Annotated in this window: 22 protein-coding genes; 11 read left to right on the top strand and 11 right to left on the bottom strand. The window is 67.2% G+C overall.

From position 1 onward, the window contains the following. Window positions 1-350 precede the first annotated feature (350 nt). Both C1707_RS08175 and C1707_RS08170 read left to right on the top strand, forming a co-directional pair. Window positions 351-1,259, top strand: coding sequence for a pPIWI-associating nuclease domain-containing protein (locus tag C1707_RS08175; RefSeq protein WP_101714340.1), 909 nt, complete (start codon window positions 351-353; stop codon window positions 1,257-1,259). After that, the gene (locus C1707_RS08170; protein ID WP_145998442.1) at window positions 1,260-1,649 is read left to right on the top strand and encodes a hypothetical protein; all 390 of its coding nucleotides are present in this window, start codon (window positions 1,260-1,262) and stop codon (window positions 1,647-1,649) included. Here the strand turns inward: C1707_RS08170 and C1707_RS08165 are convergent. Beyond that, window positions 1,646-2,065 (bottom strand): CopG family transcriptional regulator, encoded by a 420-nt coding sequence (locus C1707_RS08165; RefSeq protein ID WP_101714338.1) that lies wholly within the window; start codon window positions 2,063-2,065, stop codon window positions 1,646-1,648. The genes C1707_RS08170 and C1707_RS08165 overlap by 4 nt on opposite strands. Window positions 2,066-2,067: 2 nt before the next feature. After that, the gene (locus tag C1707_RS08160; protein WP_420808275.1) at window positions 2,068-4,029 is read right to left on the bottom strand and encodes a conjugal transfer protein TraG; all 1,962 of its coding nucleotides are present in this window, start codon (window positions 4,027-4,029) and stop codon (window positions 2,068-2,070) included. A gap of 337 nt (window positions 4,030-4,366) precedes the next feature. Between C1707_RS08160 and C1707_RS08155 the strand changes: the two genes are divergently transcribed. From C1707_RS08155 to C1707_RS08130, 6 genes are all read left to right on the top strand, one after another. Next, window positions 4,367-5,434: a DUF5677 domain-containing protein gene (locus C1707_RS08155; protein WP_101714336.1), complete on the top strand. Its 1,068-nt coding sequence runs from the start codon at window positions 4,367-4,369 to the stop codon at window positions 5,432-5,434. Window positions 5,435-5,595: 161 nt separating this feature from the next. Further along, window positions 5,596-6,093 (top strand): MarR family winged helix-turn-helix transcriptional regulator, encoded by a 498-nt coding sequence (locus tag C1707_RS08150; protein ID WP_101714421.1) that lies wholly within the window; start codon window positions 5,596-5,598, stop codon window positions 6,091-6,093. 105 nt (window positions 6,094-6,198) lie between these two features. Further along, the gene (locus tag C1707_RS08145) at window positions 6,199-7,641 is read left to right on the top strand and encodes an efflux transporter outer membrane subunit (protein WP_240633889.1); all 1,443 of its coding nucleotides are present in this window, start codon (window positions 6,199-6,201) and stop codon (window positions 7,639-7,641) included. Window positions 7,642-7,652: 11 nt separating this feature from the next. After that, complete coding sequence (locus tag C1707_RS08140) at window positions 7,653-8,717, top strand: efflux RND transporter periplasmic adaptor subunit (RefSeq protein WP_101714334.1); 1,065 nt, start codon at window positions 7,653-7,655, stop codon at window positions 8,715-8,717. Next, window positions 8,717-11,839 (top strand): efflux RND transporter permease subunit, encoded by a 3,123-nt coding sequence (locus C1707_RS08135; protein ID WP_101714333.1) that lies wholly within the window; start codon window positions 8,717-8,719, stop codon window positions 11,837-11,839. The genes C1707_RS08140 and C1707_RS08135 overlap by 1 nt, the downstream gene beginning before the upstream one ends. Before the next feature lie 79 nt (window positions 11,840-11,918). After that, window positions 11,919-12,854, top strand: a complete 936-nt coding sequence (locus C1707_RS08130) for a hypothetical protein (protein WP_101714332.1) — start codon at window positions 11,919-11,921, stop codon at window positions 12,852-12,854. Window positions 12,855-12,970: 116 nt separating this feature from the next. Here C1707_RS08130 and C1707_RS08125 read toward each other — a convergent pair whose 3' ends face one another. Then, on the bottom strand, window positions 12,971-13,864 hold the full coding sequence (locus tag C1707_RS08125; protein ID WP_101714331.1) for a cation diffusion facilitator family transporter: 894 nt from the start codon (window positions 13,862-13,864) through the stop codon (window positions 12,971-12,973). Between the two features lie 202 nt (window positions 13,865-14,066). Here C1707_RS08125 and C1707_RS08120 point away from each other — a divergent pair, with 202 nt between their 5' ends. Next, complete coding sequence (locus tag C1707_RS08120; RefSeq protein ID WP_145998441.1) at window positions 14,067-14,618, top strand: hypothetical protein; 552 nt, start codon at window positions 14,067-14,069, stop codon at window positions 14,616-14,618. Window positions 14,619-14,660: 42 nt separating this feature from the next. Then, window positions 14,661-15,812, top strand: a complete 1,152-nt coding sequence (locus C1707_RS08115) for an acyltransferase family protein (protein ID WP_101714329.1) — start codon at window positions 14,661-14,663, stop codon at window positions 15,810-15,812. A gap of 44 nt (window positions 15,813-15,856) precedes the next feature. Here C1707_RS08115 and flgC read toward each other — a convergent pair whose 3' ends face one another. From flgC to C1707_RS08075, 8 genes are all read right to left on the bottom strand, one after another. Next, the gene (gene flgC, locus C1707_RS08110; protein ID WP_101714328.1) at window positions 15,857-16,276 is read right to left on the bottom strand and encodes a flagellar basal body rod protein FlgC; all 420 of its coding nucleotides are present in this window, start codon (window positions 16,274-16,276) and stop codon (window positions 15,857-15,859) included. Window positions 16,277-16,336: 60 nt separating this feature from the next. Next, a complete protein-coding gene (locus tag C1707_RS08105) occupies window positions 16,337-18,358 on the bottom strand; it encodes a heavy metal translocating P-type ATPase (protein WP_101714327.1) in 2,022 nt (673 codons plus the stop codon). Window positions 18,359-18,418: 60 nt separating this feature from the next. Continuing rightward, entirely contained in the window at window positions 18,419-18,901 is a 483-nt protein-coding gene (locus C1707_RS08100; protein WP_101714326.1) for an SRPBCC family protein, read from the bottom strand. A 93-nt stretch (window positions 18,902-18,994) separates the two neighbouring features. Then, entirely contained in the window at window positions 18,995-19,339 is a 345-nt protein-coding gene (locus tag C1707_RS08095; RefSeq protein ID WP_180896938.1) for a DUF190 domain-containing protein, read from the bottom strand. A gap of 10 nt (window positions 19,340-19,349) precedes the next feature. Further along, complete coding sequence (locus C1707_RS08090) at window positions 19,350-22,574, bottom strand: efflux RND transporter permease subunit (RefSeq protein ID WP_123170731.1); 3,225 nt, start codon at window positions 22,572-22,574, stop codon at window positions 19,350-19,352. Continuing rightward, window positions 22,571-23,740: an efflux RND transporter periplasmic adaptor subunit gene (locus tag C1707_RS08085; protein ID WP_101713614.1), complete on the bottom strand. Its 1,170-nt coding sequence runs from the start codon at window positions 23,738-23,740 to the stop codon at window positions 22,571-22,573. Before C1707_RS08085 ends, C1707_RS08090 begins: the two co-directional genes overlap by 4 nt. A 12-nt stretch (window positions 23,741-23,752) precedes the next feature. After that, window positions 23,753-24,979 (bottom strand): TolC family protein, encoded by a 1,227-nt coding sequence (locus C1707_RS08080; protein WP_101714114.1) that lies wholly within the window; start codon window positions 24,977-24,979, stop codon window positions 23,753-23,755. A 59-nt stretch (window positions 24,980-25,038) separates the two neighbouring features. After that, the gene (locus C1707_RS08075) at window positions 25,039-25,401 is read right to left on the bottom strand and encodes a hypothetical protein (RefSeq protein WP_101714113.1); all 363 of its coding nucleotides are present in this window, start codon (window positions 25,399-25,401) and stop codon (window positions 25,039-25,041) included. A 401-nt stretch (window positions 25,402-25,802) separates the two neighbouring features. Between C1707_RS08075 and C1707_RS08070 the strand changes: the two genes are divergently transcribed. Next, window positions 25,803-26,060 carry a hypothetical protein gene (locus C1707_RS08070; RefSeq protein WP_145998430.1) on the top strand — a complete coding sequence of 86 codons (258 nt, stop codon included), beginning with the start codon at window positions 25,803-25,805 and terminating at the stop codon, window positions 26,058-26,060. Window positions 26,061-26,100 lie beyond the last annotated feature (40 nt).

Below are 26,100 nucleotides of genomic sequence, written 5' to 3'. Positions count from 1 at the left end.
TGCGCCGGGCCGGCTCATCGGATAGGGCGTGGATCGACACAGTCGGGGCCTCCAGGCAGCGCCGACGGCGCGAGGGAGGCTGACTAAAGGGGACTGGATCTGGAGCCTTGCAACAAGGACCACCCGCCTCTCGCGGGCTGGCGTGCAAAGACAGGCGCCGGCGTGCGCGGGCGCATGCGCTCAGGATCTACGGAACTACGGACCTACGCCGATCAACAAAGAGACCGGGGTCCGAGCCGTCGATGCTGCGTCAGGCATCCGTGCTCTACGGCACAGTTTTAGGATCGCATCGACCGCTAGTCGTCGCATAAATCGAGAACTTGTCTTCTCGGATAGAGAGCGTGGATGCCATGACCGACATCGTTCCCCAGACCCCGCCGGATTGGCCAACACTCCAGGCCGGCTGGGATGAGTTCCGGCTTCGTTGGTCCAACGACGACTTCACGACCAAGGTCTTGAGCGGCGGCCTCAAGGTCGCGATGGACGCCGACAACCCGATCGGCGGCAACCTCTTCGCGGCCGCTGTGCGAGAACTTGCCGGCCACATTCTCCACACCCGCGCGCCCGATGACGCTGTACGGCAGTGCGGCTGGTTCGTGCAGGCGCGGGATACTCGGACGGTCACCCGCGCCCAGCGCGCCAGCTACATCGCCCACGCCGGACTTTATCCGAGCTATGTTGAAGGCACGCTTGGACTGGATCGCGAGGAGTATATCGACCCGCTGATCGAGGCCATGGACGCTCTAAACAAGGCCACCCACGTCAGGCCCGACACCATCGTCGCCGGCGACGCCGAGATCCGTGTCCTTGCCGATGATATCCTCATCGCTCTATCCAGCCTGATGGAGACCGTCGAGCAATGCCGCGACGCCGTCATCCAAGAGCTACACAAGTCGATCAACACGCCCGTCCTGGTTAAGCTCATGTCCGAGACCGTCGGCGCGCTGGACGAGCTCTCGACCCACACGATCGTTGAGGATACGTCGGTGGAGAATATCCAGATCGTCGATCTGGGCGTCCACCGCCTGGACCTAGCCCTCGAGGGCACCGTCTACGTCACGCTCCAGTACGGATCGGGCTCGGATTTTCGACGCGGCGACGGGGCCACCATGGAGGACCACTATCCGTTCACCGCCAATCTCGAGGTCAGCATCGGCGAAACCCTCACATTCGGCGAACCCACCGACCTGAATGTGGACAACTCAAGCTTCTACGGACTGGACCCGGACGACGACGAGATCGAAGAGGAAGCCGTCTAGATGAAGCTTGATCCGCCACCGTTCTTTATTCCTTTCGTTGAGCCTGAAGATATGGAGGAGGCGTATGCTGAGCTAGCGCGGGCAGCGCGATGTGCACCCCTTCCTCCAAGCGAACGGATCTACTCGATCACCTTCACCAATCGAGGCGAGACCTGGACGGCGACCGTCGGCAAGCAACTCACCGGTGAGAAGATCATCCGCAAAAGCGGTCGCGGCGGAGCCACCGAGCACATCCAGCACCTCTCTGACAGAGCTACGGTTCTGGCCATCTTCCCGGGCATCCCCTGGATAGTCTGGCGCGACGCTGTTCCCTCGGCTTGGGAGAACCCCTTCATGGCGGGCGAGCCCAAGTCGGTCAGGCGGTTTGGACCGCCAGCGACGACGCCCTAAGCCAGATCCTGATCGACCTGGTCGCGGGCGGCGATGTCCTGAGAGAGGCTCTGCCCCTTGGCGATGCGCCGGCCTAGCGCGGCCAGGAAGTTGTCGTAGCGCTCTCGGCCCTTGGCCTGCTGAGCGGCCAGGGCCGCCTCCGGCAGAGCCAGAGTGTTTGCCAGCCAGAAGCGGACGAACAATCCCACCGCCTCGTTGGCGATCAACGACTGCTGCTCGATGCGGTCGGCCTGCCGCGACAGCCGGTCGAGCCGGCGGCTGAGCGCCGCCTCCAACTGCTCGGCTCCATCCGGCGACAGGAAGGTCTCCAGCGCGGCCTCGACCACCATGGCCTGCGAGATCCTCTTGCGCAGGGCGTATTCGGCCAGGCGCGCGGCAAGCTGGGGGGGAAGCCTGAAGGTGTGCTTGGTCCGCATGCTCAGAGCTCCACCCCATCGTCGGGGTCCATCACGGCCTGACGGGCCACACGCCGCATCAGCCTTTGCCGGCGTTGGCGCTCGTCGACGTCGTCGCGATCGACTTGATCTTCGAACCCGAACTCGTCGATCGGCCGGTTGGGCGCCGGCGGGTCTATCGCGATCGCCAGGACCCGGGCCTCAGGCCCATCTTGACCATCGCCCGCATCGTCGATCGCGCCAGGAGATTGCAGGAGCGGCCGTGGCGGCGCAGCGGCGGCCCAGCCGTCCGCTTGTCGCCGTCCACGCCCAGGCGCGGGAGGCGGCAGTATCCGCTGGGTAAAGCGCCCATCCTCGTAGTAGCGCACCTTGCGAGCCCGCATCGGCGGGCTTCCCGCCAGCATCACCAACTCCTCGTCGGCCGGAAGCTGCATGATCTCGCCGGGCGTCAGCAGCGGTCGGGGAGACTCGGCCTTGGACACCATCAGGTGGCCAAGCCACGGCGACAGACGATGGCCCGCATAGTTGCGCATCGCCCGCTCCTCGGTCGCCGTACCTAAGGCGTCGGACACGCGCTTGGCGGTGCGCTCGTCGTTCGTGGCGAAGCATACCCGAACATGGCAGTTGTCGAGGATGGCGTTGTTGGGACCGTAGGCCCGCTCGATCTGATTGAGGGACTGGGTGATCAGGAAGGCCCGCACCCGGTAGCCGGCCATGAACGCCAAAGTGCTTTCGAGAAAGTCGAGACGGCCAAGGACGGGCAGTTCATCGAGCATCAGCAGCATGGGTTGGCGGGCCTCCACGCCCTGCAGGCTTTCGGTGAGACGGCGGACGATCTGGTTGAGCAGGAGCCGGATCAACGGCTTGGTGCGGCTGACGTCGGACGGCGGCACCACCAGGTAGAGGGCGCAGGGGCCGTCATCGACCAGATCGCTGATGCGCCAGTCGCAACGCGCGGTCACCGCCGCGACCACGGGATCCCGGTAGAGACCCAGGAACGTCATGGCGGTGGAAAGCACGCCCGAGCGCTCGTTGTCGCTCTTGTTCAGGAGCTCACGCGCCGCGCTGGCCACTACGGGGTGGGGCCCGTCCTCCTCCAGATGCGCCGTGCGCATCATCAGCGACAGCGTCTGCTCGATGGTTCGCTGCGGGTCCGATAGGAAGGTGGCCACCCCGGCCAGGGTCTTGTCGGTCTCGGCGTAGAGGACGTGCAGGATTGCGCCCACGAGCAAGGCGTGGCTGGTTTTTTCCCAATGGCTACGCTTGTCGAGCGAGCCTTCCGGATCAACCAGGATGTCTGCGATGTTCTGCACGTCGCGAACTTCGAAGTCGCCCCGTCGGACTTCCAGCAGCGGGTTGTAGGCCGACGAGGCCAGGTTGGTCGGATCGAACAGCAACACTCGACCAAGCTTGGCGCGGAAGCCGGCCGTAAGCGTCCAGTTCTCGCCCTTGATGTCGTGGATGATCGTCGATCCCGCCCAGGTCAGGAGCGTGGGGACGACAAGACCAACGCCCTTGCCTGACCTGGTCGGCGCAAAGCACAGCACGTGCTCGGCCCCGTCGTGACGCAGGTAGACGCCGTCCAGTTGCCCCAGCACCACGCCGGCCTCGCCGGTCAGGCCCGCGCTCCGGACCTCGGCGGCTCTCGCCCAGCGGGCCGAACCGAAGGTAGAGGCCGGCCCCTTGTCCTTGGCCGCCGATATCGACAGTACGACCGCCGCCGCCGCCGACAGAAGGCCTCCCGAGGCGGCCACCACGGCGCCGCGCAAGAACACCGCCGGCGCGTAGGCGTCGTAGACGAACCACCAGCCGTAGAAGGCGATCGGCAGATAGACTGGGTATCCGGCGATCACCTGCCAGGGCGATCCCAAGGCCTCCTGGTAACCAAGCTGGGCTGCGGTCCACTGCGTCGCCGTCCAGCTTGAGCCGAGCACCAGCACCACTGCGGCGAGGATGGGGAGCCAGCGGATCCTGGCGGCTGGAATGGAGCGCGTGATCGACACGCCTCCCAAGACTGCGCATTCCCCTCGGCGCGCCATAGTCTTCGACGGCCGATCGCGCCCTGGAGGGCAAAGACAGGCGATGGCGAAGGCCGCCGCACTTTGATCCCGAGGTTCGGGTGGTCTATCTGGTTAGGCGGTCGGGAAGCTCAGCGGCATGTCCAGGCGCTCGCGCTAAAACCCTGAGAGTCCTCGCAAGACTTTCCAACTTCCCGGCTCTGCTTGTCCCCGCGTCGCCAACGGTGAAGTCTGTTCCACAGTGGCCGCGCCCCCGGTCGTCAAATTCCGAATGCGCTAGACCGGCCCCAGCAAAGAGCGACCCATGCCCAAACAGAAGGACGACGACGACGTCTGGCCGATGGACGAATGGCACCGCGACATCCAGTCCGTCCTGCATGAGGCTGGCGGCCTGGAGAACGTGCCGGCCGAGGAGCTTGATCGGATCCTCGAGGCCTCTGCGAAGTCGGCGAGCAAGGGCCTGGACAAGACCCTGATGAAGGGAGCGCCAAAAATGCTCCGGCGGCGGCGCAGGACCAACGCCGGGTTCGAGAAGCGAAACCTTCGCCGCTGGAAGGCCGCCTTCGATCTGATGGAAGTGATCTGGGTGTGCTGCGAGGAGATCGGGGGCAACTTCAACCTCCACTTCCGCCCCCAGGCCTTCGAGGAGCAGGATTACGAGTTCGAGGCCCTCACCCACCTTCACGCGAGGGCGCTCCTGGTCGTCTCCGAGATGATCTGCCTGATGAAGGGCGGGTTCGCCGACGGCGCCCTCGCGCGCTGGCGCACCCTGCACGAAATCAACGTGATCATGGTGCTCATCCGCGAGCACGGAGAGGACTTGGCCGAGCGCTACCTTGCCCACCCTCACGTGCTGGCGGGCAAAGACATCACCGAAGACGAAGCGGCCGCCGATGAAGAGCTGCGCGAACTCAAAGATCGTGCAGACCACATTGTCGCTACGCTCGGCGACGCGATGAAGAACGACAACGGCTGGGCCGCGTCCCTCACCGGCAACCAGACCAAGCCCAACTTCCGCAAGTTGGAAGAACTCGCCAACCGCACCGAAGACCGCGGACTCTACAAGGACGCCTCCACGCGTATCCACGGCAATCACAAGATCCCCTGCGAACTGCTTGGGCTGTCGGAAAGCAGGCAGACCGTACTTCTTGTCGCACAAAGCAATTCGGGAATGACGGGACCGCTCACCCTAGCGGCCGCCGGCCTGGTGGAGAACACCCTGCATCTGATCAACCTGCGCCCGAACTTCGACCGCTACGCCTTCTCGGTCACGCTCATTCGTATGTCCGGGCGCATGCACAAGCTGGCCAGCGGCATCGAGGAGCGCACCCTGAAGGCCGCCCTCAAAAAGCGGCGGCGCAGGTCCCACTGATGGGCGTTTGATGGCGAACCGCCAACCGTTCAGGCCCGAGTTGAACCGCCTATCCGCGGGCCAGAATCCGCCTGTCGGATAACGGGAAAATAGACGAGTAGAAGCATCGCTATGCAAGTTGACCACTAAGTCACTTAATAAATATCCGTGGCGTCATGACCATGGATGCTCCTCCCAGTTTCCCATCCGCGCACGGCGCCGACACGCCGCGCGAGCCAATCGGCCACCACCTGCGCCTGATCTCGACCTTGACCCGCGAGATCGGCAAACAGGTCGCCGAAACCCTCGGCGTCCATGTCACCGACATCGCCGCCCTGGAGCACCTGCTGCACGAGGGCGAGGCCCAACCCAGCCAGCTCGCCGCCCACCTCAAGGTGACGACGGCCGCCGCCACCCTCGTCGTCGATCGTCTGGAACGCGCAGGTCACGTCCGCCGCGAGCGCCGAGGCAGCGACCGTCGGTCGGTGTTCGTGGTGCCCGTCGAGGCCTCGGCCGCGCGGGCCTTCGCTCAACTCTCGCCAATGCTTCAAGCGCTGGAGGGGGTGGTCTCGGCGCTGTCGTCGGACGAGCGTCAGGTGATCGAGGCCTTTCTTGGCAAGGTCGTCGCGGTCTATCGCGGCATCGCCGACCAGCCCGCCTCCATCGCGCAGGCGGGCTGACCCATGAGGTTTCCCCTCCCCCCTGCCACCCCCAGGGGTTTGCGGCCGACGACCGCAACGACCGGCTCGCCCTTCCCCCTTAGGGCGAGCCGGTGGAGCGTCTCGGTGTTGGCCATCGCCGCAGCCGGGATCACCTTGTCGGCTTGCGTCCATGCGCCCCGCCCGACACCTGACACCCGCCTGCCCGCCGCCTACGCCGCGCCCGCCGGCGCGGCCCTGCCTGCCGAGGCCCTGGACCATTGGTGGACGGGCTTTGACGATCAGCAGCTGACCCGCCTCATCGAAACCGCCCTGGCGAAAGCCCCGGACGCACGAAGCGCCCAGACCGTCCTCGACGAGGCCCGCGCCAACCGCCGCGGCCAGATCCGTCAGCTCTATATTCCCTCGACGCCGCTGAAGAGCTCGGCCAGCCGCAAGCACACCAAGATCCTCGACGCGAGCGGCGGAACGAGCCTCACCCAGGGCGGCGACACAGACACCGCCTCGACCAGCTTCGACGTCAGCTGGGAACTGGATCTCTGGGGCCGCCGCCGCGCCGCGCGCCAAGTGGTCGATAACGACTGGGCCGCCGCCCGCTTCGCCTATGAAGGCAGCCGCACCGCCCTCGCCGCCAGCGTCGCGGAGTCCTACGTCCAGGCCAAGAGCTTGGCCGTTCAACTGGACGACGCGCGCCAGGCGGCCCGCGTCAACGCCGCCCTGGCCGATCTCTCGGCTGGCAGGGCCAAGGCCGGCCTGGCCGCGACCTCCGAGGCCGACCGCGCCGAGGCCGATCAGGCCCAGAGCTTGGCCCAGGTCGAAAACCTCCAGGCCCAACTGGCCGTTGCTCGCCGCACCCTGCTGATCCTGGTCGGTCGGGGCGCCGATCCACTCGACAGCCTGCCCATCGAGCCGACTCTGGGCGCCGCCCCGGCCATCCCGTCTGGCGTCCCGGGTGAGCTCCTGGGTCGCCGACCAGACGTCCGTGAGGCGCTCGCCAGATTCTCCTCGGCAACCGGCCAGCTAGGGGTCGACGAGCTCGATCTCCTGCCGACCTTCACCCTGACGCCGGGGCTTGGCTGGTCCAAGACCGTCTCGCCCGGCTACCGCTTCCTGGGCCAGACCGGCAACACCTCGATCACTACCGGAACCTGGACCTTGGGCGGCGGCGTCTCGTTGCCGGTGCTCAACTATCCCGCTCTGCTGGCCCAGATTGACGCCCAGAGCGCCCGAACGCGCAAAGCCGCCGTCGCTTACGAGAAGGCCGTCCAGACCGCCTTTGGCGAGGCTGAGAACGCCATGGCCCAGTTGGCCGCGGCGCAGCGGCGCATCGACCTGCTCGACGCCGGCGAGGCCCGCGCTGCGCGCGCCTACGCCGCCAGCCGAACAGGCTACAGCCAAGGCCTCAGCGACCTGACCGCCACCTTGCAGGCCGAGCAGACCTGGCGCGGGGCCCGCACCGCCCTGACCAGCGCCCGTAGCGACGCCCTGCTGCAGACCATCAAAACCTACAAGGCCCTCGGCGGCGGCTGGTCGGCCGGCCTCGACGCGCCCCGGCCCTCCGCCAAGTGAGATCTGTCCCTATGAAGACCCGCCATGTGATCTCCGCCGCGATGCTGATCGCCGCGGTGGGCCTGACCGCTTGCGGCGGCAAGGAAGCTGCGCCGCGCGCGGCGCCCGCCCAGGGCCGGGCTGTCAGCCTGGGCCGCGTCGAGGTGCGGCCGCTGGGCGGCGCTTTGGTGGCCTCGGGCCAGCTGGTCTCGCGCGAGGAGGCCGTCGTCGGCTCGGAGCTCTCTGGCTATCGCGTCGCTCACCTCTTCGCCGACGAGGGCGACTGGGTGCAGGCCGGCCAGCCCCTGGCCCAGATGGACGCCACCCTCCTGAAGGCCCAGCTCGACCAGCAGGCGGCCAAGACCGCCAGGGCCCAGGCCGAGGCCGCCCGCGTCACCGAACTCGACGGCCAGGGCGTGCTCAGCCAGGAGCAGATCGACAGCCGCCGTTTCTCAGCTCGGGCCGAGGCTGCCGCGCTCGCCGAGCAGCGCACGCGCCTTGGCCGCATGAGCATCACCGCGCCTGTCTCGGGCCTTCTGCTCCAGCGCGGCGTCAAACCGGGCCAGATCGCCGCGGCCGGCGGCGACGCCTGGTTCGTCATCGCCCGCGACGGCCTTGTCGAACTGGACGCCGAGGTCAATGAAGCCGACCTCTCGGCCATCCGCGTCGGTCAACCGGCGATGGTCACCCTGCCCAGCGGCCAGACCGTCGATGGCGTGGTTCGCCTGATCAGCCCCCGCGTCGACTCTGGCACGCGCCTGGGCAAGGTGCGCGTGCGCTTGCCCGTCCGCTCTGACCTGCGGCCTGGCGGTTTCGCCCACGCCGCCTTCGGCGCGGCGGGACGCTCGGTCGCCGCGGTCCCGGAGGCTGCGATCCGCTACGAGGCCGACGGCGTGTCGATCGTCACCGTCGACGCCGCCAACCGGGCGCGGCAGGTCCCGGTCAAGGTCGGACAGAGAGGCGGCGGTTGGGTGGAGCTGGTGCAAGGCCCGCCCGCCGGCAGCCGCATCGCCCTGGGCGGCGCGGCCTTCATCGGCGACGGCGAGCTCGTCCTGCCCCCGGAAACCTCGAAGACCGATCGCCAGGTGGTGCGCTAATGGCTGCTGAGCTCCGCATCTCCGCCTGGGCGATCAAGAACCCGATCCCCGTCGCCGTCCTCTTCATCGCGCTGATGATCGCCGGCATTGGCTGCTACCTCAGCCTGCCGATCAAGCAGTTCCCCAACATCGAGTCCCCCGCCGTCACCGTGACGGTCACCCAAAGCGGCGCGGCCGCCGGCGAGATGGAGACCCAGGTCACCCGGCCGGTCGAGGACGCCGTGGCCGGGATCTCCAACATCAAGACCATCCGCTCTTCGGTCGTTCAGGGCGTGTCGACGACCACCATCCAGTTCAATCTCGGCGAGGACCTGCAAAAGGCCACCGACGAGGTGCGCTCCAAGGTCGACCAGGCCCGCGCCAACCTGCCCAAGGAGATCGACGAGCCGCTCATCCAGCGCCTGGAGATCACCGGCGCGCCGATCACCACCTACGCCGTCTCGGCGCCCGGCATGAGCCCGACCGAGCTGTCGTGGTTCATCGACGACACCGTCACCCGCGCCATGCAGGGCGAAAAGGGCGTGGCGCAGGTCAACCGCGTGGGCGGCGTCGATCGCGAGATCAACGTGGTCGTCGACCCGGCCCGTCTTACCGCCTTCGGCATCACCGCGCCTCAGGTCAGCCAGGCCCTGGCCAGCTTCAGCCTCGACAGCCCCGGCGGTCGCGCCAATGTCGGCGGCCGTGAACAGACCCTGCGGGTGCTGGGCGCGGCGACCAGCGTCGATCAGCTCCGCCAGATCACCATCCCCGTCGCCGGCCGTTACGTGAAACTGACCGACGTCGCCGAGGTTGGCCAGGGCGCGGCCGAGCAGCGGGGCTTCGCCCGTCTCGACGCCAAGCCGGTCGTGGCCTTCCAGATCATCAAGACCCGAGAGGCCAGCGACGTAGCCGTCGAAGCCAACGTCAAGAAGGTCATCGCAGCCCTGGAGGCCAAGCACGCCGACGTCCAGTTCGTGAAGATCTTCTCGACCGTGGACGAGACCCGCAAGAGCTTCGCGGCCACCGAGCGCACCCTGGTCGAGGGCATGCTTCTGGCTTCGCTGGTGGTGTTCTTCTTCCTGCGCGAATGGCGCGCCACCCTCATCACCGCCATCGCCATGCCCGTGTCGCTGGTTCCGACCTTCATCTTCCTGGCGATGGTCGGCTTCTCGCTGAACGTGGTCACCCTGCTTGGCCTGACCCTGGTCATCGGCATCCTGGTCGACGACGCCATCGTCGAGATCGAGAACATCGAAAAGCGGGTCGTAGCCGGACAGCGCCCCTTCCAGGCCGCCATGGAGGGCGCCGACGCCATCGGCCTGGCCGTCGTAGCCACCACCTTCACCATCGTGGCCGTCTTCGTGCCGGTCTCGTTCATGCCAGGCATCCCTGGCCAGTTCTTCAAGGAGTTCGGACTGACCGTGGCGGTGGCGGTGATGTTCTCGCTGGTCGTCGCGCGCCTGCTGACCCCGCTGTTGGCCGCTTACTTCCTCAAGCCCGCCAAGCGCGCTCACGAGCGGCCGCCGTTCAAGGGCTTCTATCGCGCCATGCTCGACTGGACGCTGGATCACCGGATCCTTGCCTGCGTGATCGCCTTCCTGATGTTCATCGGCTCGTTTGGGATCGCCGGCATGCTTCCCACCGGCTTCCAGCCGGCCGGTAACGCCGACTACTACTACCTGAAGATCCAGGGCCCGCCCGGGGCGACCACGGCCGACATGGATCGAACCGTCCAGGCGGTCACCACTCTCTTTCGCAAGCGGCCCGAGACCGTTCACGTCTTCGCCCAGGTGGGCTCGACGGCGAGCAGCGGCCTGGGCGGCCAAGGCGGCGCCGACGTTCGTGACGGCACGATCACCGTCGTGATTAAGGAAGACCGCGATCAGACCGTGACACAGATCAAGCAGGCCGTCCGCGACAGCCTGCGGACCATTCCCGACGCCCGGGTCAGCATCCAGGGTGACTTCCGCGCGTCCGAGGTCGAGACCATCCTGGTCTCCGAGGACGGCGACCAGCTGGAACGCACCGCCGCCAAGATCGAGCGCGAGATGCGCTCGCTGACCACCATCGCCGATCCACGTCCGTCCAGCCCGCCCCGCGGCCCGGAGATCGTCATCCGGCCGCGCGCCGACGAAGCCGCCCGCCTGGGCGTCAACGCCGCCGACATCGCCGCAATCGTTCGCGTGGCGACCGTCGGCGACGTCGACGCCAACATCGCCAAGATGACCCAGGGCGAGCGCCGCATCCCGATCCGGGTGCGCCTGCCTGCCGAAAGCCGCACAGATCTTGCGGTCCTCGGCGCCCTTCGCATCCCAACCGCAAGCGGCGGCACCACGAGGCTGGACGCCATCGCCGACCTGGCGTTCCAGGCTGGACCAGCCAAGATCGACCGCTACGCCCGCAAACGGCAGGTCTCCATCGACGCCGATCTCAACAACGGCGCCGAGCTTGGCCAGGCGGTCGCCGAGATCAAGAACCTGCCCAGCATGAAGTCTCTGCCGCCCGGCGTCGGTCCGGCCTCGGACGGCGACCAACAAGCCTTCATCGAGCTCTTCACCGGGTTCGCAGTGGCCCTGCTCTCGGCCATCGGCCTCGTCTACGGCGTGCTGGTGCTGCTGTTCCGCAGCTTCTTCAAACCGATCACCATCCTTTCGGCCCTGCCCCTGGCGATCGGCGGCGCGTTCATCGCCCTGCTGGTCACCGGGGAGTCGCTGTCGACGCCGTCGCTGATCGGCTTCCTGATGCTGATGGGTCTTGCGGCCAAGAACTCGATCCTGCTGGTCGAGTACGCCATCGAACGCGAACGAGAGGGCATGAGCCAGCGCGAGGCCATCGTCGACGCCTGTCGCGAACGGGCCCGCCCGATCATCATGACAACCCTGGCGATGATGGCCGGCATGATCCCCACGGCCCTAGGCATCGGCGCCGGCTCGGAGTTCCGCCAGCCGATGGCCATCGCCGTGATCGGAGGTCTCGTCACCTCGACCCTACTGTCGCTGGTGGTGGTGCCGGCAGTCTACGAGATCGTCGACGACATCGAGCGTTGGGTCACCCCGAAAATGGCCCGCTGGACCACCCCGCGCGAGGCCGAGATGGCGCCGAACGCGGTCTCGGCGGACCCCGCCCTAAGAGCGACCGAATAGGGCGCAGGGCAAAATCTTGACCAACTCACGTGAAATGGTATCTTTACGTGAACGATCAAAAACACGCGAGTTTCAGGCCATGGAGTTTCGATCCCCCACCGTAGCGGCGCAGCAGAACGCCGCCGCCATCACCTATCTGACCAAGTCGCTCGATGACCCCGCGGCCGGGCGCGCAGTCGTCGAGCGACTGATTGAGGAACTGGGTAGCGTCACTGACGGGTATCCGGACTGGCACCCGCTCCTGACCTTACCGCCCCAAACCTCCCGCATGCACCGGTCCAGCCTTCAGCAGGTCGAAGCCTACAAGGGTCTTGATCACACGATCGAGTTCGTCCGCGGCTTTGTGACTTGCCCCTATTCCGACAAGACGGCGGACCAGTTGGTGAAGGCCGTGAACGCGGTGCCGGGGCTCGAGGCGCACCGGCTGCCTGAGCCGCTCTATTCGGACCAGGCCTATCCGGTCGTGGTCACCGCCCTGAATGTCGAACTCGAAGGCGACGGCACGATCCGAAGCCGCGACGCCCTTGGTTGGTTCGTCTCCCGTTCGGCTAGCGAAGCGGCCAACGCGCAGGTGGCGGAGACCTGGTGGAACATCCGCTCCTATATCCTGGGACGCCCCCACGGGTCCCGCTCCTCCTTGTTCGTAAACCAGCACACGGGCGCGCACATGCGTAAGATCCTGGAGGCGATGAACGAGAGCGGCATGTTCGGGCCGATCAAGGAGTCGTCGCTGGATATGCTCTCACAGAAGAAGCGCAACTCGATCGGCGAGACGCTCATCCGCACGGCAGTGACCAATTGGGATCAAAAGGCGCCCTCCTTCACCTTCGAGCTGCGCGGAGAAACCTGCAAGGCGTCGGTGCGTGACACGTGGGAAGACAATGAGGAGTTGTCGGTCCGTGTCGAGATCGGTGAGCACGATCTCTACGTTTCGGGATTCTACTACCCCGCCAGGAACGAGATCACGAACGTCGACCCGCGTGGAAAGCGCCAACTGGCGGAGAAGTTTCTCTAGGTCGCTGGAAACGCTCACGCGGCAGGTCGCCCCCCTCTCCCGCGGGGAGAGGGGCCAGTCTCCCCCTCAGTCGGCAGTCGCCACGGGTTGTCGCCAGTGGCGGACCGCCTCGGCCTTTATGGGTGAAGTCCGTCTGCGTCCTCGCAGGGCTCAACCTCGGTTTGGATGGTGACGTGGTGCAGGTCGAACTTGGCTTCGAGCATTGAGGCCAGGATCTTACGCACCCCGTCGCCCGAGGCGCCGTCGGCCAGGACGACATGCACCGAGCAACTGGCCTGATCGGCGCCCGAGACCCAGACGTGGAGGTCATGCACACCCGCAACACCCGGCGCGGCCGCGATCGCGGCGCGCACGGCGGCGACATCGACGCCGACGGGCGCGCCCTCGAGGAGGATCCGGCTGGTGTCGCGCAGCAGGATCCAGGTTCGTGGGAGCACCCACAGGCCTATGGCGATAGCCACGATCGGATCAACGAAGCGCCAGCCGGTCAGCCAAATGACGATCGCCCCGGCGATCACCCCCACCGAGCCGAGCATGTCGGCCCAGACTTCCAGATAGGCGCCCTTGACGTTGAGGCTGCTGTCCTTGCCGGCGCTGAGCAGGCGCATGGCCACGAGGTTGACGATGAGACCAAGCACCGCGACCAGCATCATGCCCATCGACTGCACGGGCTCGGGGTTGAGGATGCGCTTGATGCCCTCAACGAGGACGTAAATCGCCACAGCGAACAGCAGCACGGCGTTGAACGCCGCGGCGAGGATCTCGAAGCGCCGGTAGCCGAAGGTGTGACGTTCGTTGGCTTGGCGGCGCCCCAGACGGATCGCGGCGAGGGCGATGGCCAGGGCTGCGGCATCGGTGAACATGTGCGCGGCGTCCGATAGCAGCGCCAGGCTGTTGAAGACGACCCCCGCCACCACCTCGGCGACAAGGAAGATCGAGGTCAGCGCCAGGGCGATCGCCAAAGACTTGGCGTTGGCCTGTCCCGCACCATGGTCATGCCCTGCGCCCATGTCTGTCCCTTCCCTCCGAAGGCCGGCCAGCGGGCCAGCGGATACGCTGCCTCAAGCCGTCGAGCAGCATGATCGTTCCCGTTGCGCCCAGTCGCAAGCTCACCCTCGCCTCTTGCCATTTTGGCCTTGCTGCCGGCCTAGTGACGCTTGCCAGGATGGCGCCTGCGAGCGGCGCTTGGCGATGGGAGAGGACCTGTCCGGTATGGAGATCAGCGCCCCCGCGGCGATCCAACCGTCGCTGACGCGGCGGTCCGACAAAAGTCTCAGCCAGGTCGCAAGTCTCGCTCGACGCTTGACGGCCGGCGCGCTCGTCGCCGCCCAGATCGCTCCGCTTCTGGATGGCGAGGGGCTTGCGCCGCAATGCCAAGACACCGGCGCCAGCGGCGCGCCCAAGACGGCTCTCATCCTGTGCATCATCGCCCTGGCGGCGTCCCTGCCGCCCCCCTGCGACCAGGATTTCAGTTCCCCCTCACCAGCCAAGGCCTCGATCCAGACTTATGCGACGCAGGCGAGTCAGGCGCACGCCACGAGCATCTGGGTCAGCAGCCAGAACTGTCCCGAAGGCGCCCCGCCCCATGGGGCCCATCACCATGACGCCGTCTGCCTTGCCGAGACGAAAATCGCCCTGCCCTCAAGCTTGGTTGTGACTTCGGATCGAACCTGCTTGGACGCCTCGCGCCTGGTCGCCCAGGCTCGGCCAGGCCCGCCCACGCCGCCTCCCAGACCCTCCAGCATCGAACGCTTCACGGCCTGAGGTTCGCCCTCACGCCCCCCGTTCTTTTGCTGGAGACCCACCGTGCCCATCGAGGTCCTGCCGCGTGGCGAGAAGCTCTCGTCCGCCGATCCCTTTCGCGCGTCCGTACACGCGAGCGCGCCTCTGCTGCCCGCTCTGACCAGTATCCGCTTCCTCTTCGCGCTCGGGGTGGTGCTGTTCCACTATCAGGTCGAGATGTTGGCTCCCGGCCAACCGGCCATTCCGCTGCTCGAGCGCGCCCGCCTGGGCGTAGACATGTTCTTCGTCCTCTCGGGCTTCATCCTGGCCCATGTCTACGGCCGACAGGTCCGCGAGGATCGTTACAGCCACCGACGCTTTCTGATCGCGCGCCTGGCGCGGATCTATCCGACGCACCTACTGGTCCTGGTCATCATGGGGCTGGCCGGGCTGGCCGCCTTGTTGCTGCGCCAGCCGTTCGATCCGGCGCGCTACAATCTGGTCGGCTGGCTGGCCGATCTCGTGCTTGTTCAGGCCTGGGTCCCGATGATCCCGCCGCCAGAATGGAATGGTCCGGCCTGGTCCCTGTCGGCCGAATGGGGCGCCTATATCGCCTTCCCGATCTTCGCCTGGATCGGCTTGAAGCCGGGCCGCAAGCCCTGGCTCCCCCTCCTCGCTGCGGTGACCATCTTCGTCGCGCTCGACCTGGCCTATCAGCGCTGGTTTGGCCTGATCGTCACCCAGGCCGACTCCATCATGGGCCTGATGCGGATACCCGGCGAGTTCCTGTTCGGCATCGCGCTGCAGCAGCTCTGGCGGCGGATCGAGCTCACCCGCGCCCAGGCCATCTTGGCGTCCCTCGCCTCCGGCCTTGCTCTCCTGACGGCGATGCAGTTGCAGATCGACGAACGTGCGACCGTGGCGCTCACCGGCCCCTTGATCCTCTCCCTGGCCTGGCTCAGCCAGACCGGCCGCGTGCCGGTGCTCGACCATCCCCTGGCTTTGCGCGCGGGCGAGGCCTCCTACGCGGTCTATGTCGTGCACTTCCCCATCATCGTGATCTGGAAAAACGCCATGGCCCTACTGACCGGTCTCGACAGCAGCTATCGGCTGGCCTTCTGGGAGGCGGGCGTCCTGCTCGTTGTCACCCTGGCCGCCGCCTTCGTCATCCACGCGGTCTGGGAAACGCCGGCTCGCGGCTGGATCCGATCGCGGATCGGCGGCCTTACCCCCTGAGCAGATGCGCGCCGTCCCCGAGACCCGGGGCCGGCGCGCCCGTCCTAACGCTTGTTCAGGATGGAGAGAGTGGCCTTATCCATCGCGTCCTGGCTTTCCATGATGTTCAGATTGGCCTCGTAGGACCGCATCGCCTGCTTGAAGTCCAAGGCCTCGGCCAACGAGTTAACGTTGGGCAGCTGAACATATCCGGCAGCGTTGGCGGCTGGATGGCCTGGGTCGTATCGCTTCGGAAAGGCCGACGGGTCGGGCTTGACCCCAGCCATCTCCACGCCCCGCTCCTCGCCAACCATCGCCACCCTGAAGACGGGAACCTGTCGACGATAGGGCTCGCCTTCCGGGGTTCGAGCCGTGGAAGCGGCATTGGCGATGTTCTCGGCCAGCACGCGCATGCGGGCCTGCTGAGCCTTCAGGCCGGAGGCGGCGATCCCTGCCGCCCCGCCCTCTATGTTGGACTTGGTCATTGATCTGCTCCAGTCCGCTAGGTTGATGAATGCGACGCGCGCGACGCGACGACCGTCAGGTCAATCACCGCCCGGAAGGGGCTTTTCGCGGTAAGCCAGGAGGCGAAGGGCGTTGATCACGACGATCAGGGTCGAGCCCTCGTGGACGGCCACGGCCGGCCCGATCCCCAGGCCCAGCACCGTCGCGGGGACCAGGACGAGGACGACGCCGAGGCTGACGACCATGTTCTGCAGGATGATCCCGCGGGTGCGTCGGCTAAGGCCCATCACGAACGGGAATCGAGCCAGGTCGTCGGCCATCAGGGCGACGTCGGCGGCCTCAAGCGCGACGTCCGAGCCGGCCGCCCCCATCGCCACGCCGACCGTGGCGCTGGCCATGGCCGGGGCGTCGTTGACCCCGTCACCGACCATGGCGACCCTGTCCTCGGCGCTGAGCTTCTTGATCGCCTTGACCTTGTCCTCGGGCATGAGATCACCCCAGGCCTCGTCGAGGCCGACCTCGGCGGCGATGGCGTCGGCGACCTTTTGGTGGTCGCCTGAGATCATGATCATCCGCTGGACCCCAAGACCGCGTAGTGCGGCCAAGGCCCGCTTGGCTGCCGGCCGCGGCGTGTCGAGCAGGCCGATGACGCCGAGATCTTCCTCGCCCCGCCGCACGACCATGGTAGTGCGTCCCTGGTCGCGCAGTCGGGCGATGGCGCCGGCCGTGCCCGGCTGCAGCGGGATCAGGCCATCGACGCCGAACATCTCGGCCTTGCCGATCCAGATCTCCTGGCCGTTCAGCCGGGCGGTCACCCCGCGGCCAGTCAGGCTGCGAAGGTCGTCGGCCTCTGGGACAGCAGCGCCGCCGAGGCGCTCGCGACCATCGCGCGCGATCGCCGCCGCCAAAGGGTGGTCGCTCAGTTGCTCGACCGCCACGGCCACGCGCAGCAGTTCGTCTTCCGACGCCTCGCCGGTGGTCACCACATCAGTGATGCGCGGACGCCCTTCGGTCAGGGTGCCAGTCTTGTCGAAGGCGATCGCTCTCAGCGAGCCTAGGTTCTCCAGCGGCGCACCGCCTTTGATCAACACCCCGCCGCGCGCAGCGCGGGCGACACCCGACAGCACCGCGCTCGGCGTGGCGATCGCCAAGGCGCAGGGACTGGCCGCGACCAGGACCGCCATCGCCCGATAGAAGGTCTTGGAAAACGGCTCGTCGATCACGAAGCCGGCGAGCAGCAGTAGCCCGGCCGTAATCAGCACGAGCGGCACGAACACCCGCTCGAAGCGGTCGGTGAAGCGTTGGGTCGGCGACTTCTGGGTCTCGGCCTCGCTGACCATCTTGACCACGCGGGCCAGGGCGCTCTCGGTCGAAAGGCGCGTCACCTCGACCTCGAGGACGCCCTCGCCGTTGATCGTGCCAGCAAAGACCTTGGAGGCGGCCTCGACGGCGTTGGGCCGGGTTCGGGCCAGGGCCGCATCAGCCACGGGGGACTTGTCTACCGGAACACTTTCCCCGGTGATCGGCGCCTGGTCCACCGCGCTGACGCCCTTGATCACGAAGCCGTCGGCAGGCAGGCGTTCATTGGGGCGGACGACGACGACGTCGCCGATCACCACCTCCTCGACCGGAGTCTCTATCAGGTCATCGCCCTGGCGGACCCGGGCGATGGTCGGCGCCAAGGCGGCCAGGGCCTCGATGGCCTTGCGCGCCTTGCCCATGGCGTAGTGTTCGAGCGCGTGGCCCAGGCTGAAGAGGAAGAGAAGGAGCGCCCCCTCGGCCCATTCGCCAAGGCAGGCCGCGCCGATCGCCGCCACCAGCATCAGGGTGTCGATCTCGAACTTACGGGCACGAAGCTTCTCGATCGCTTCACGCAGGGTGAAGAACCCGCCTAAGGCGTAGGCTGCGAGGTAAGCGATCAACGGCAGCATGGCCGGCGCCCCTGACGCCAGCTTTTCGATGGCGAAGCCCATGGCCAGAATCGCCCCGCACAGCAGGGAGGCGATAAGTTCGATGTTCCCGCCCAGAAGACCGCCGTGGTCCTCATGCGGCTCGCTCGCGCCCGACTTGGCGCGGCTTTCGTGACTGTGGTTGGCGCCCATGGCAGCCCTCCTCTGTCTTTTAGGTGTCGGTGAAGGCCCGGCCCTAAGGACCGCGCCAGATCATCGGGAAATTCGGCTTCGGCGCGCGGCGCGCCCGGGCGAGGTCTTGGCTCGATCCTTGGCGATCTGCTTGACGAGGGCTGCGCCGACCTGGCGATAGGCCAGGGTCATGCCAGCCTCGAACTTGGCTCGCCCGCCCTTGAGCCAGGCGCTCCAGAGGGGGACCTCGGCCGAGTGCCTAAGGCGAACGCCGCGGTGGGTGGCCACCACCTCCATCGTCTCGAACGCCCGGCCGTAAACCGGCCGCCCGGTCCTGAACACCACGCGTTGCTCAGGTTCGAAGGCGACAATCTTGGCTGGGATCTTCAGCAGCGACTTGTCGTCATCGCCAAAGAGCATGACCACGCGCGCGCCGGGCTCGGCCAAGCCTGAGATCCTGTGGTGCGGATGCCATTGGCCGTACCGCTCGAAGTCGATGAGGGTGCGCCAAACCTTGGGGAGTGGCGCGGGGATTTCGGTTTCAACCGTGACTGTGATGGTCACTTCGGTGCTCCCGCTTGCGGGGCGCGCCGGACGTTCCGCCGGCGCGGAAGGCCGGGGACGCGGCGCGCTGAAAGCCGGCGCGCCGCGACACCCTTACACGTAGTGGATGCGGTGACCGCCGTAGCGGACCACTTCCACCTTCTCGAGCGTGACGAGACCAATCTCGTCGCCCTGCTCCAGGCCGTCGATGAAGGGACGAATCTTGGCCTCCTCGTCGACGATCTCGACCACCACGGGCAGGTTCGAGTTCAGATGAAACCCGCCTCCGCCGTGCATGATGCTCGAGGCCCCAAAGCCCCTCAGGCCGCGCAGGACAGTGGCCCCGGCCAACCCGACCAGGCGCGCGCGCTCGACGAGGGCCTCGAAGTACGGGCGGTCGCCCGACATCGCATTCTCATCGGTGTAGATCCGCAGCAGCAGTGCGTTTCCAGGGATCATCACGTCCTCCTTAGGTCTGGGGGGAAGCCGCTTGCTGACGCTCGGCCTTGCGCAGGACGAAGCGGCAGATAGCGGGCAGGACGAAGAGGGTCAGGGCCGTGGCCGTGATCAGGCCGCCGATGACGACGGTGGCCAGCGGACGCTGGACCTCCGCGCCGGTACCGCTCGCCAGCGCCATGGGAACGAACCCCAGCGAAGCGACCAGACCCGTCATCATCACCGGTCGAAGGCGCTCCATGGCCCCGTCGATGATCGCGTCCTTCAGGGGAAGGCCAGTGGCCAGGCGCTGGCGGATGGCGGTCATCATCACCAGGCCGTTGAGCACCGCCACACCGGAGAGCGCGATGAACCCGACCGCGGCCGAGACCGAGAACGGGATACCTCGCAGCGCCAGGGCGAACACCCCGCCGGCCAGGGCCAGCGGAATGGCCGAAAACACCGCCGCAGCCGGCGCGACACCGCCCAGGGCCATGAACAGCAGGCCGAAGATCAGCAGGAAACACAGCGGCACGACGAGGCCCAGGCGCGCCTGGGCGGCCTTGAGGTTCTCGAACTGACCCCCCCAGACCAGCCAGGAGCCGGTCGGCAGGGTGACCTGCTGGCCGATCTTCTCCTGGGCTTCGCCAACGAACGAGCCAAGGTCGGCGCCACGGACGTTCGCCTGGACGACGACCCGACGCTTGCCGTTCTCGCGGCTGACCTGGTTGAGCCCCTCCGAGTAGGAGAACTTGGCCACGTCGCGCAGCGGCACCGAGGCTCGGGGTCCGCCACCGGCGCGTTCCGGCAGCATCACCGGCAAGGCGCCGACCGCGTCCAGATCGTTGCGGCTGGCGTCCGGCAGGCGAACGGTGACGTCAAAGCGCCGGTCGCCCTGGAAGACGAGGCCGGCTTCACGACCGCCCATCGCCACGGCGAGGGTGTCGGCGACCTCCTCGACCGTCAGGCCAAAGCGGCCGATGGCGTCGCGGTCGAGCGTAACGTCCAAGGTCGGGAAGCCCGAGGTCTGCTCGACCTTGACGTCGGCCGCGCCCTTGACCGTGCGCAGCACGCCAGCGATCTCCTCGGCCGTCCGGGTCATGGCTTCGAGGTCGTCGCCGTAGACCTTGATGGCCACGTCGCCACGCACGCCGGCGATGAGCTCGTTGAAGCGCATCTGGATCGGCTGGCTGAACTCGTAGGCGTTGCCGGTCAGGCCTTCGAGCTTGTTCTCGATACGGCCGATCAGCTCGGCCTTGGTTTCCTTCTTGTTGGGCCACTCTTCCTTGGGCTTGAGGATGACGAAGCTGTCCGAGGCGTTGGGCGGCATCGGGTCGCTGGCGACCTCGGCCGTACCGGTCTTGGAGTAGACGAAGGCCACTTCCGGGAAGGTGGCGATCTGGCGCTCGATCCGCCGCTGCATCCGCAGCGACTGCTCCAGCGAGGTCGACGGGATGCGCAGGGCCTGAATGGCCATGTCCTTCTCGTCGAGCTGAGGCGTGAACTCTCGACCCAGGAAGTTGAAGGTCACGGCCGCGGCCAGGAAGATGCCGATCGAGGCGACGATCACCGGCAGCGGACGATCGACAACCTTGCGCAGCAGCGGCTCGTAGCGGGATTTGGTCCAGCGAACGGCCGCTACTTCCTTCTCAGCGACCTTGCCGCGGATAAGCAGCGCGATCATGGCGGGGATGAAGGTCAGCGACAGGATGAAGGCGCCGGCCAGAGCCAGCATCACCGTGATCGCCATCGGCGAGAAGGTCTTGCCCTCGACGCCGGTGAACGTCAGCAGCGGCGCATAGACCAGCAGGATGATCGCCTGACCATAGACGGTCGGGGAGATCATTTCGCGGGCCGCTTCGCGGGTTTCGGCGAGCCGTTCCGACAGGGTCAGCAGGCGGCCTTCGTGGTGCTGGCGCTCGGCCAGACGACGCAGGCTGTTCTCGACAATGATCACCGCGCCATCGACGATGAGACCAAAGTCCAGAGCCCCAAGGCTCATCAGGTTGCCCGAGACGCCCAGCTTGTTCATGCCGATAGCGGTCATCAGCATCGACAGCGGGATCACCAGGGCGGTGATCAGGGCGGCGCGGAAGTTGCCCAGCAGCAGGAAGAGCACGACGATGACGAGTAGAGCGCCTTCGACGAGGTTCTTCTCGACGGTCTTGATTGTAGCGCCGACCAGCTTGGAGCGGTCGTAGACCACCTGGGCCTTGACGTCGGCGGGTAGCGACTTGGTGACTTCGGCCAGCATCTTGCCCGAGGCGGCCGCCACCGATCGGCTGTTTTCGCCGGTCAGCATCAGCACCGTACCGACGACCACTTCTTCGCCGTTCTCCGAGGCCGCACCGGTACGCAGGGCGCCGCCAATGCGGACCGAGGCGACGTCGCGGACGAACACGGGCACTCCGCCGCGGTTGGCGACAGTGGCGCGGGCGATCTCGTCGACCGATTTGACGCGAGCATCAGCGCGGACCAGGAAGGCCTCCCCTCCCCGCTCGACGAAGTTGGCGCCGACCGCGAGGTTGGCCGCTTCAAGGGCGGTGGCCAGTTCGCTGAACGACACGCCATAGGCGGCCATGCGGCTGGCGTCCGGCTGAACCACGAACTGCTTCTCGAACCCGCCGATGGAGTCGACGCCGGCGACGCCAGGCACCGAACGCATCTGTGGCCGGACGATCCAGTCCTGCACTTCGCGCAGATAGGCTGCTTGGGCGGTCGGATCGGCCAGCCGCTCGCCCGTCGGGGTCAGGTAGGCCCCGTCGGACTGCCAGCCGGGCTCGCCGTCCTTGGCCTTGGCGCCCTTGCCGCCCGGATGCTCGAAAGCGACGGTCCACATCAGGACCTCACCCAGGCCCGAGGAGATCGGGCCCATCGCCGGCTCGGCGCCGGCCGGCAGGCTCTGGCGAACCTGGGTCAGGCGCTCGGCCACCTGCTGGCGGGCGAAGTAGATGTCCGTCTTCTCCTTGAAGACGATCGTCACCTGCGAGAAGCCGTTGCGCGAGATCGAGCGCGTGGACTCCAGGCCGGGGATACCGGCCATGGCGGTCTCCACCGGGTAGGTGACCAGCTTCTCAACCTCGGCCGGGGCCAGGGTCGAGGCGACGGTGTTGATCTGCACCTGCTTGTTGGTGATGTCCGGCACCGCGTCGATCGGCAGGCGGACCAGATTGAGGATACCGACGGAGGCGACGAGCGCGACGAGCGCCACGACCGCCCAGCGGAAGCGAACCGATAGGTCGAGGATGCGCCCGATCAATGTTCGGCCTCCCCCTTGGCCATCTCGGCCTTCAGCAGGAAGGCGCCCTTGCCGGCAATCTGCTCACCGACCTTCACGCCCGAGACGATCTCGACCTGGCCGCCGCCACGGCGGCCGATCTTCACCGGCCGCGGTTCGAAGCCAGTCTTGGTGCGCACGAAGACAACGTCCTTGCCCTCGACGGACTGGACGGCTTCGTCTGGCGCTGCGAACCGGCCAGCATCGACGGCGGCCCCGCGTGGAGTGATGCGGGCGCGCAGGGCCTGGCCGGGGGCAAGGTCCGAGACGCCCGACGACAGGGTCAGGACGGCGGTGGCCGAGCGGCTCTCGGCGTCCAGGCCCGGGGTCACCGAACGGACGACTGCCGGGATCGAACCCGTGGCGGTCTCGACGCTGGCGATATCGCCCGGCTTGACGCGCAAAGCGTCGGCGGCCGGCAGAGCGGCCTGGACCTCGATCTTGGCCGGGTCGGCGACCCGGAAGAGTTCGGTCCCGGCCGTGACGTAGGCGCCGAGCACGGCATTGGAGCCGGTAATGCGGCCCGAGATCGGGCTGGTCACGGCAATGGTGCGGCCGTTGCCCGAGACCCCGGCGGCGGCCCCGGCGCTGCTGGCGCGGCGCAGTTCTGCATCGGCGATGGCGGCCTCGGCCTGGGCAGCCTCAAGATCCTGACGCGCGGTGATCTTGGCGTCGAAAAGCTTCTTCTCGCGCACCAAGGCCTGGCGCGCGGCCGTGGCCTTGGCCGCGGCGGCCGAGCGTTCGGCGCTGATGGCGGCGGCGTCTCGGCTTTCAATCGCGGCGATGGTCTCGCCGGCCGCAACGCTGTCGCCAAGGCGCTTGACGATGCGCACCACAGCGCCGTCGGCGCGCGCCGCCAGGGTCGCCGCGCCATTTGGCGTGGCGGCCACGGTGGCCTGGGTGACGATCGCGGCATCGAGGCCGCCGGCGGCCAGGGTGACCACCTGGATATTCTCCGAGGCGATCCGATCGCCGCTCATGGCGACGTGCGGCTTTTCACCCTTGTGATCTTCTTCGGCCGGGGCGGCAGCGGCCGGCTTTTCGGCCGGGGCCAGGAGCGTACGGCCGGCCAGCGCGCCGACGCCTACGGCGAGGAGGCTGCTGACCGCGACAGCGGTGAGCAGGGTCTTCCGGTCTTGGGTCTTCATCAAGAAAATCCCCTATTGAGCGGCGGCGCGTTCGAGCGCGGCCAGGGCCTTGGCGCGCTCGAGGCGCGCGGCGATGAGGTCGGTACGGGCAGCCGTCAGAGCCGTCTGGGCGTCGAGCACTTCGAGAAGGGAGAACTTCCCGGCCTCGAAGCCCTTGCGAGAAAGGTCGACTGCGGTCTGGGCCTGCGGGACGATCTTGCCGTCCAGGGCGGCCAGCTTGGCGTCGGCCGCGCGTAGCGAGGCCTCGGCGTCGTTGATCGTCCGGACCGAGCGCACCAGCGCCAGGCGCTCTTTAGCTTCGGCGGCCGTGGCGTCGGCGCGGGCGGCCGCCACGTTGCCCTGGTTGCGGTTGAGCACCGGGATCGGGGCGGTGAAGCCGACGATCACGGCGGAGTCGCCCGTCTGCTCGAAACGTCGCACGCCGGCCTGGACCGTCAGGTCAGGACGAGCCGCTGCGCGCTCGCGATCGATGACAGCCTGCGCCGTCGCCTTCTCGGCGCGCGCCAGGCGCACGTCGAGCGTTTCGCCGGGATCGACGAGGGTGGTCTTGCGCTCGGCAGGTGCAGCGTCCGTCAGCTCGACGGCGACATTGGCCTCTCCCCAGAGGGAGACCAGCGCCCGACGGGCCGCCAGGGCCTCGGCCTCAGCGGCAATGACGGCCGCGGCGGCCTCGCGGCTGGCGGCCTCGGCGCGCAGAGCCCTGAGCGGCGGCTCGCGGCCGCTCTCGACCAGGGTGGCTGCGACGCTGGAAAGGCCCTCGGCGCGCTGCGCCGTTTCGCGGGCCAGCACCAGACGGTCCTCGCTAGCCAGGGCCTCGGCGTAGCGCACCGTGACTTCCTGGCTAAGGTCGGCCTTGGCCATGGCGAAGCTGATACGGGCGGCGTCCACTTCAGCGTCGGCGGCGGCGGCGCGAGTGCGGCGCTTGCCGCCCAGTTCCAGCCGCTGACTGACCGTCAGGGTGGTTTCGGCCGAGCCGAAGCTGCCATAGGGACCAGAACCGGCGAAGTTCTCGGCCTGCAGGCCGGCTTCTGGGTTTGGCATCAGGCCGGCCTGGCGGGCGCGACCTTCGGCTGCGTTGACCGAGGCCTGGGCCGCGGTCACGATCGGTGATTGGGTCTGGGCGCGCGCAAGGGCGTCGGCCAGGGTGACAGGTTCAGCAAGGGCGCGCAGGGGCGCGCCGAAGCCGACGAGCGCCGCAACCGCGCCGAAAACGGCGGGCCGGGCAAGACGGGAGAACATGGAGAATCCCAGATTGCGTTACTGACGATGGCGGTCACGCGCGCAAAGGCGCGGCCACGTCAGGCGCGAGGGGGTTCTTTGGGGCCGTCGGGCTGGTTCGAGGGAGGCAGGTCGCCCACACCAGGTGCAAGGCGCAGAGCGACCATCTGCTTGATGGCTTCGCCAGAGATGAACGGCGCGATGATCTGCCCCGGATGGTGGCAGTGGCCATGCACACAGACGTCGCCACCATCCTGGTGACCCGTCTGACTATGATCGCTGGAGGCGCTAGCTTTGACGACGGCTTGATCGGCCGCGGCCTGGATGCTGACCATCGAGGCCGCATCAGGGGCGCAGAGCAAGGCATCGGCGGCGGGAACGACCGTAAAAGCGAGCAGCAGGAGCGCGCAAAGCGCTCCCGAGACCTGCTTCAGCCATGTCATCGTTCCGACCATAGTCGGCCTATAGCCCAGGCCGCACGCGGCGTGAATGCGTTATATAGTCACGTTGGGCCGCACGGCTCTCGATATAAAGACTAGCGAAAGCTTAATCTGAAGCCGCCCCATCTTAGCGGGTGTTATAACATTCCAATACTCGAAGCCTCTGCCGATCGATCCCCCCTCTTGGGCGATGGAAGAACTAGGTGGCGTCACCTCGCCCAACTAGCCGGCGTAGGAGGTTTTCGGCTGCCAGAGCAGGCGCATCACCACCTACGGCCGGCGCGCATTGGCCCGCTCAGCAAGATCAGGACAACAGGGCTACTGCTCACTAACATCACCCATGTTATCGAGCAAACATGGCGTTACACGGAAGTGCTCCGCAGCCTTGGATCGACCGTCTCGCGATGGAAACGATCAACTATGTCCGCGAGACCTCTAATGTGCCTCTGGGCCCGCGTCCGCTCAAGCGCGCAGCCATCCCCTACTTCTTGCGGGATCGCTACCGCTTCTTGGAAGACGAGCTGCTTACACGCCGAAGCCTTTTCGTCGCTCCAACCAATAGCGAGCTTGATACACCAGCCCAGATGGCCAAGCACCTAGTCCAGCTCAAGAAGGTGACCGACGCCGTGGACATCCTGCTCTTGCCGACGATCTGGGCGTGAGCATAACCGCCTATGACCGTAGCCTGAACACCGAGGCCAA

This window comes from Caulobacter flavus (assembly GCF_003722335.1).
Classification (GTDB): Bacteria; Pseudomonadota; Alphaproteobacteria; order Caulobacterales; family Caulobacteraceae; genus Caulobacter; species Caulobacter flavus.
The sequence above is the reverse complement of the archived record's forward strand: the minus strand, read 5'-3'. Positions and strand labels throughout refer to the sequence as shown.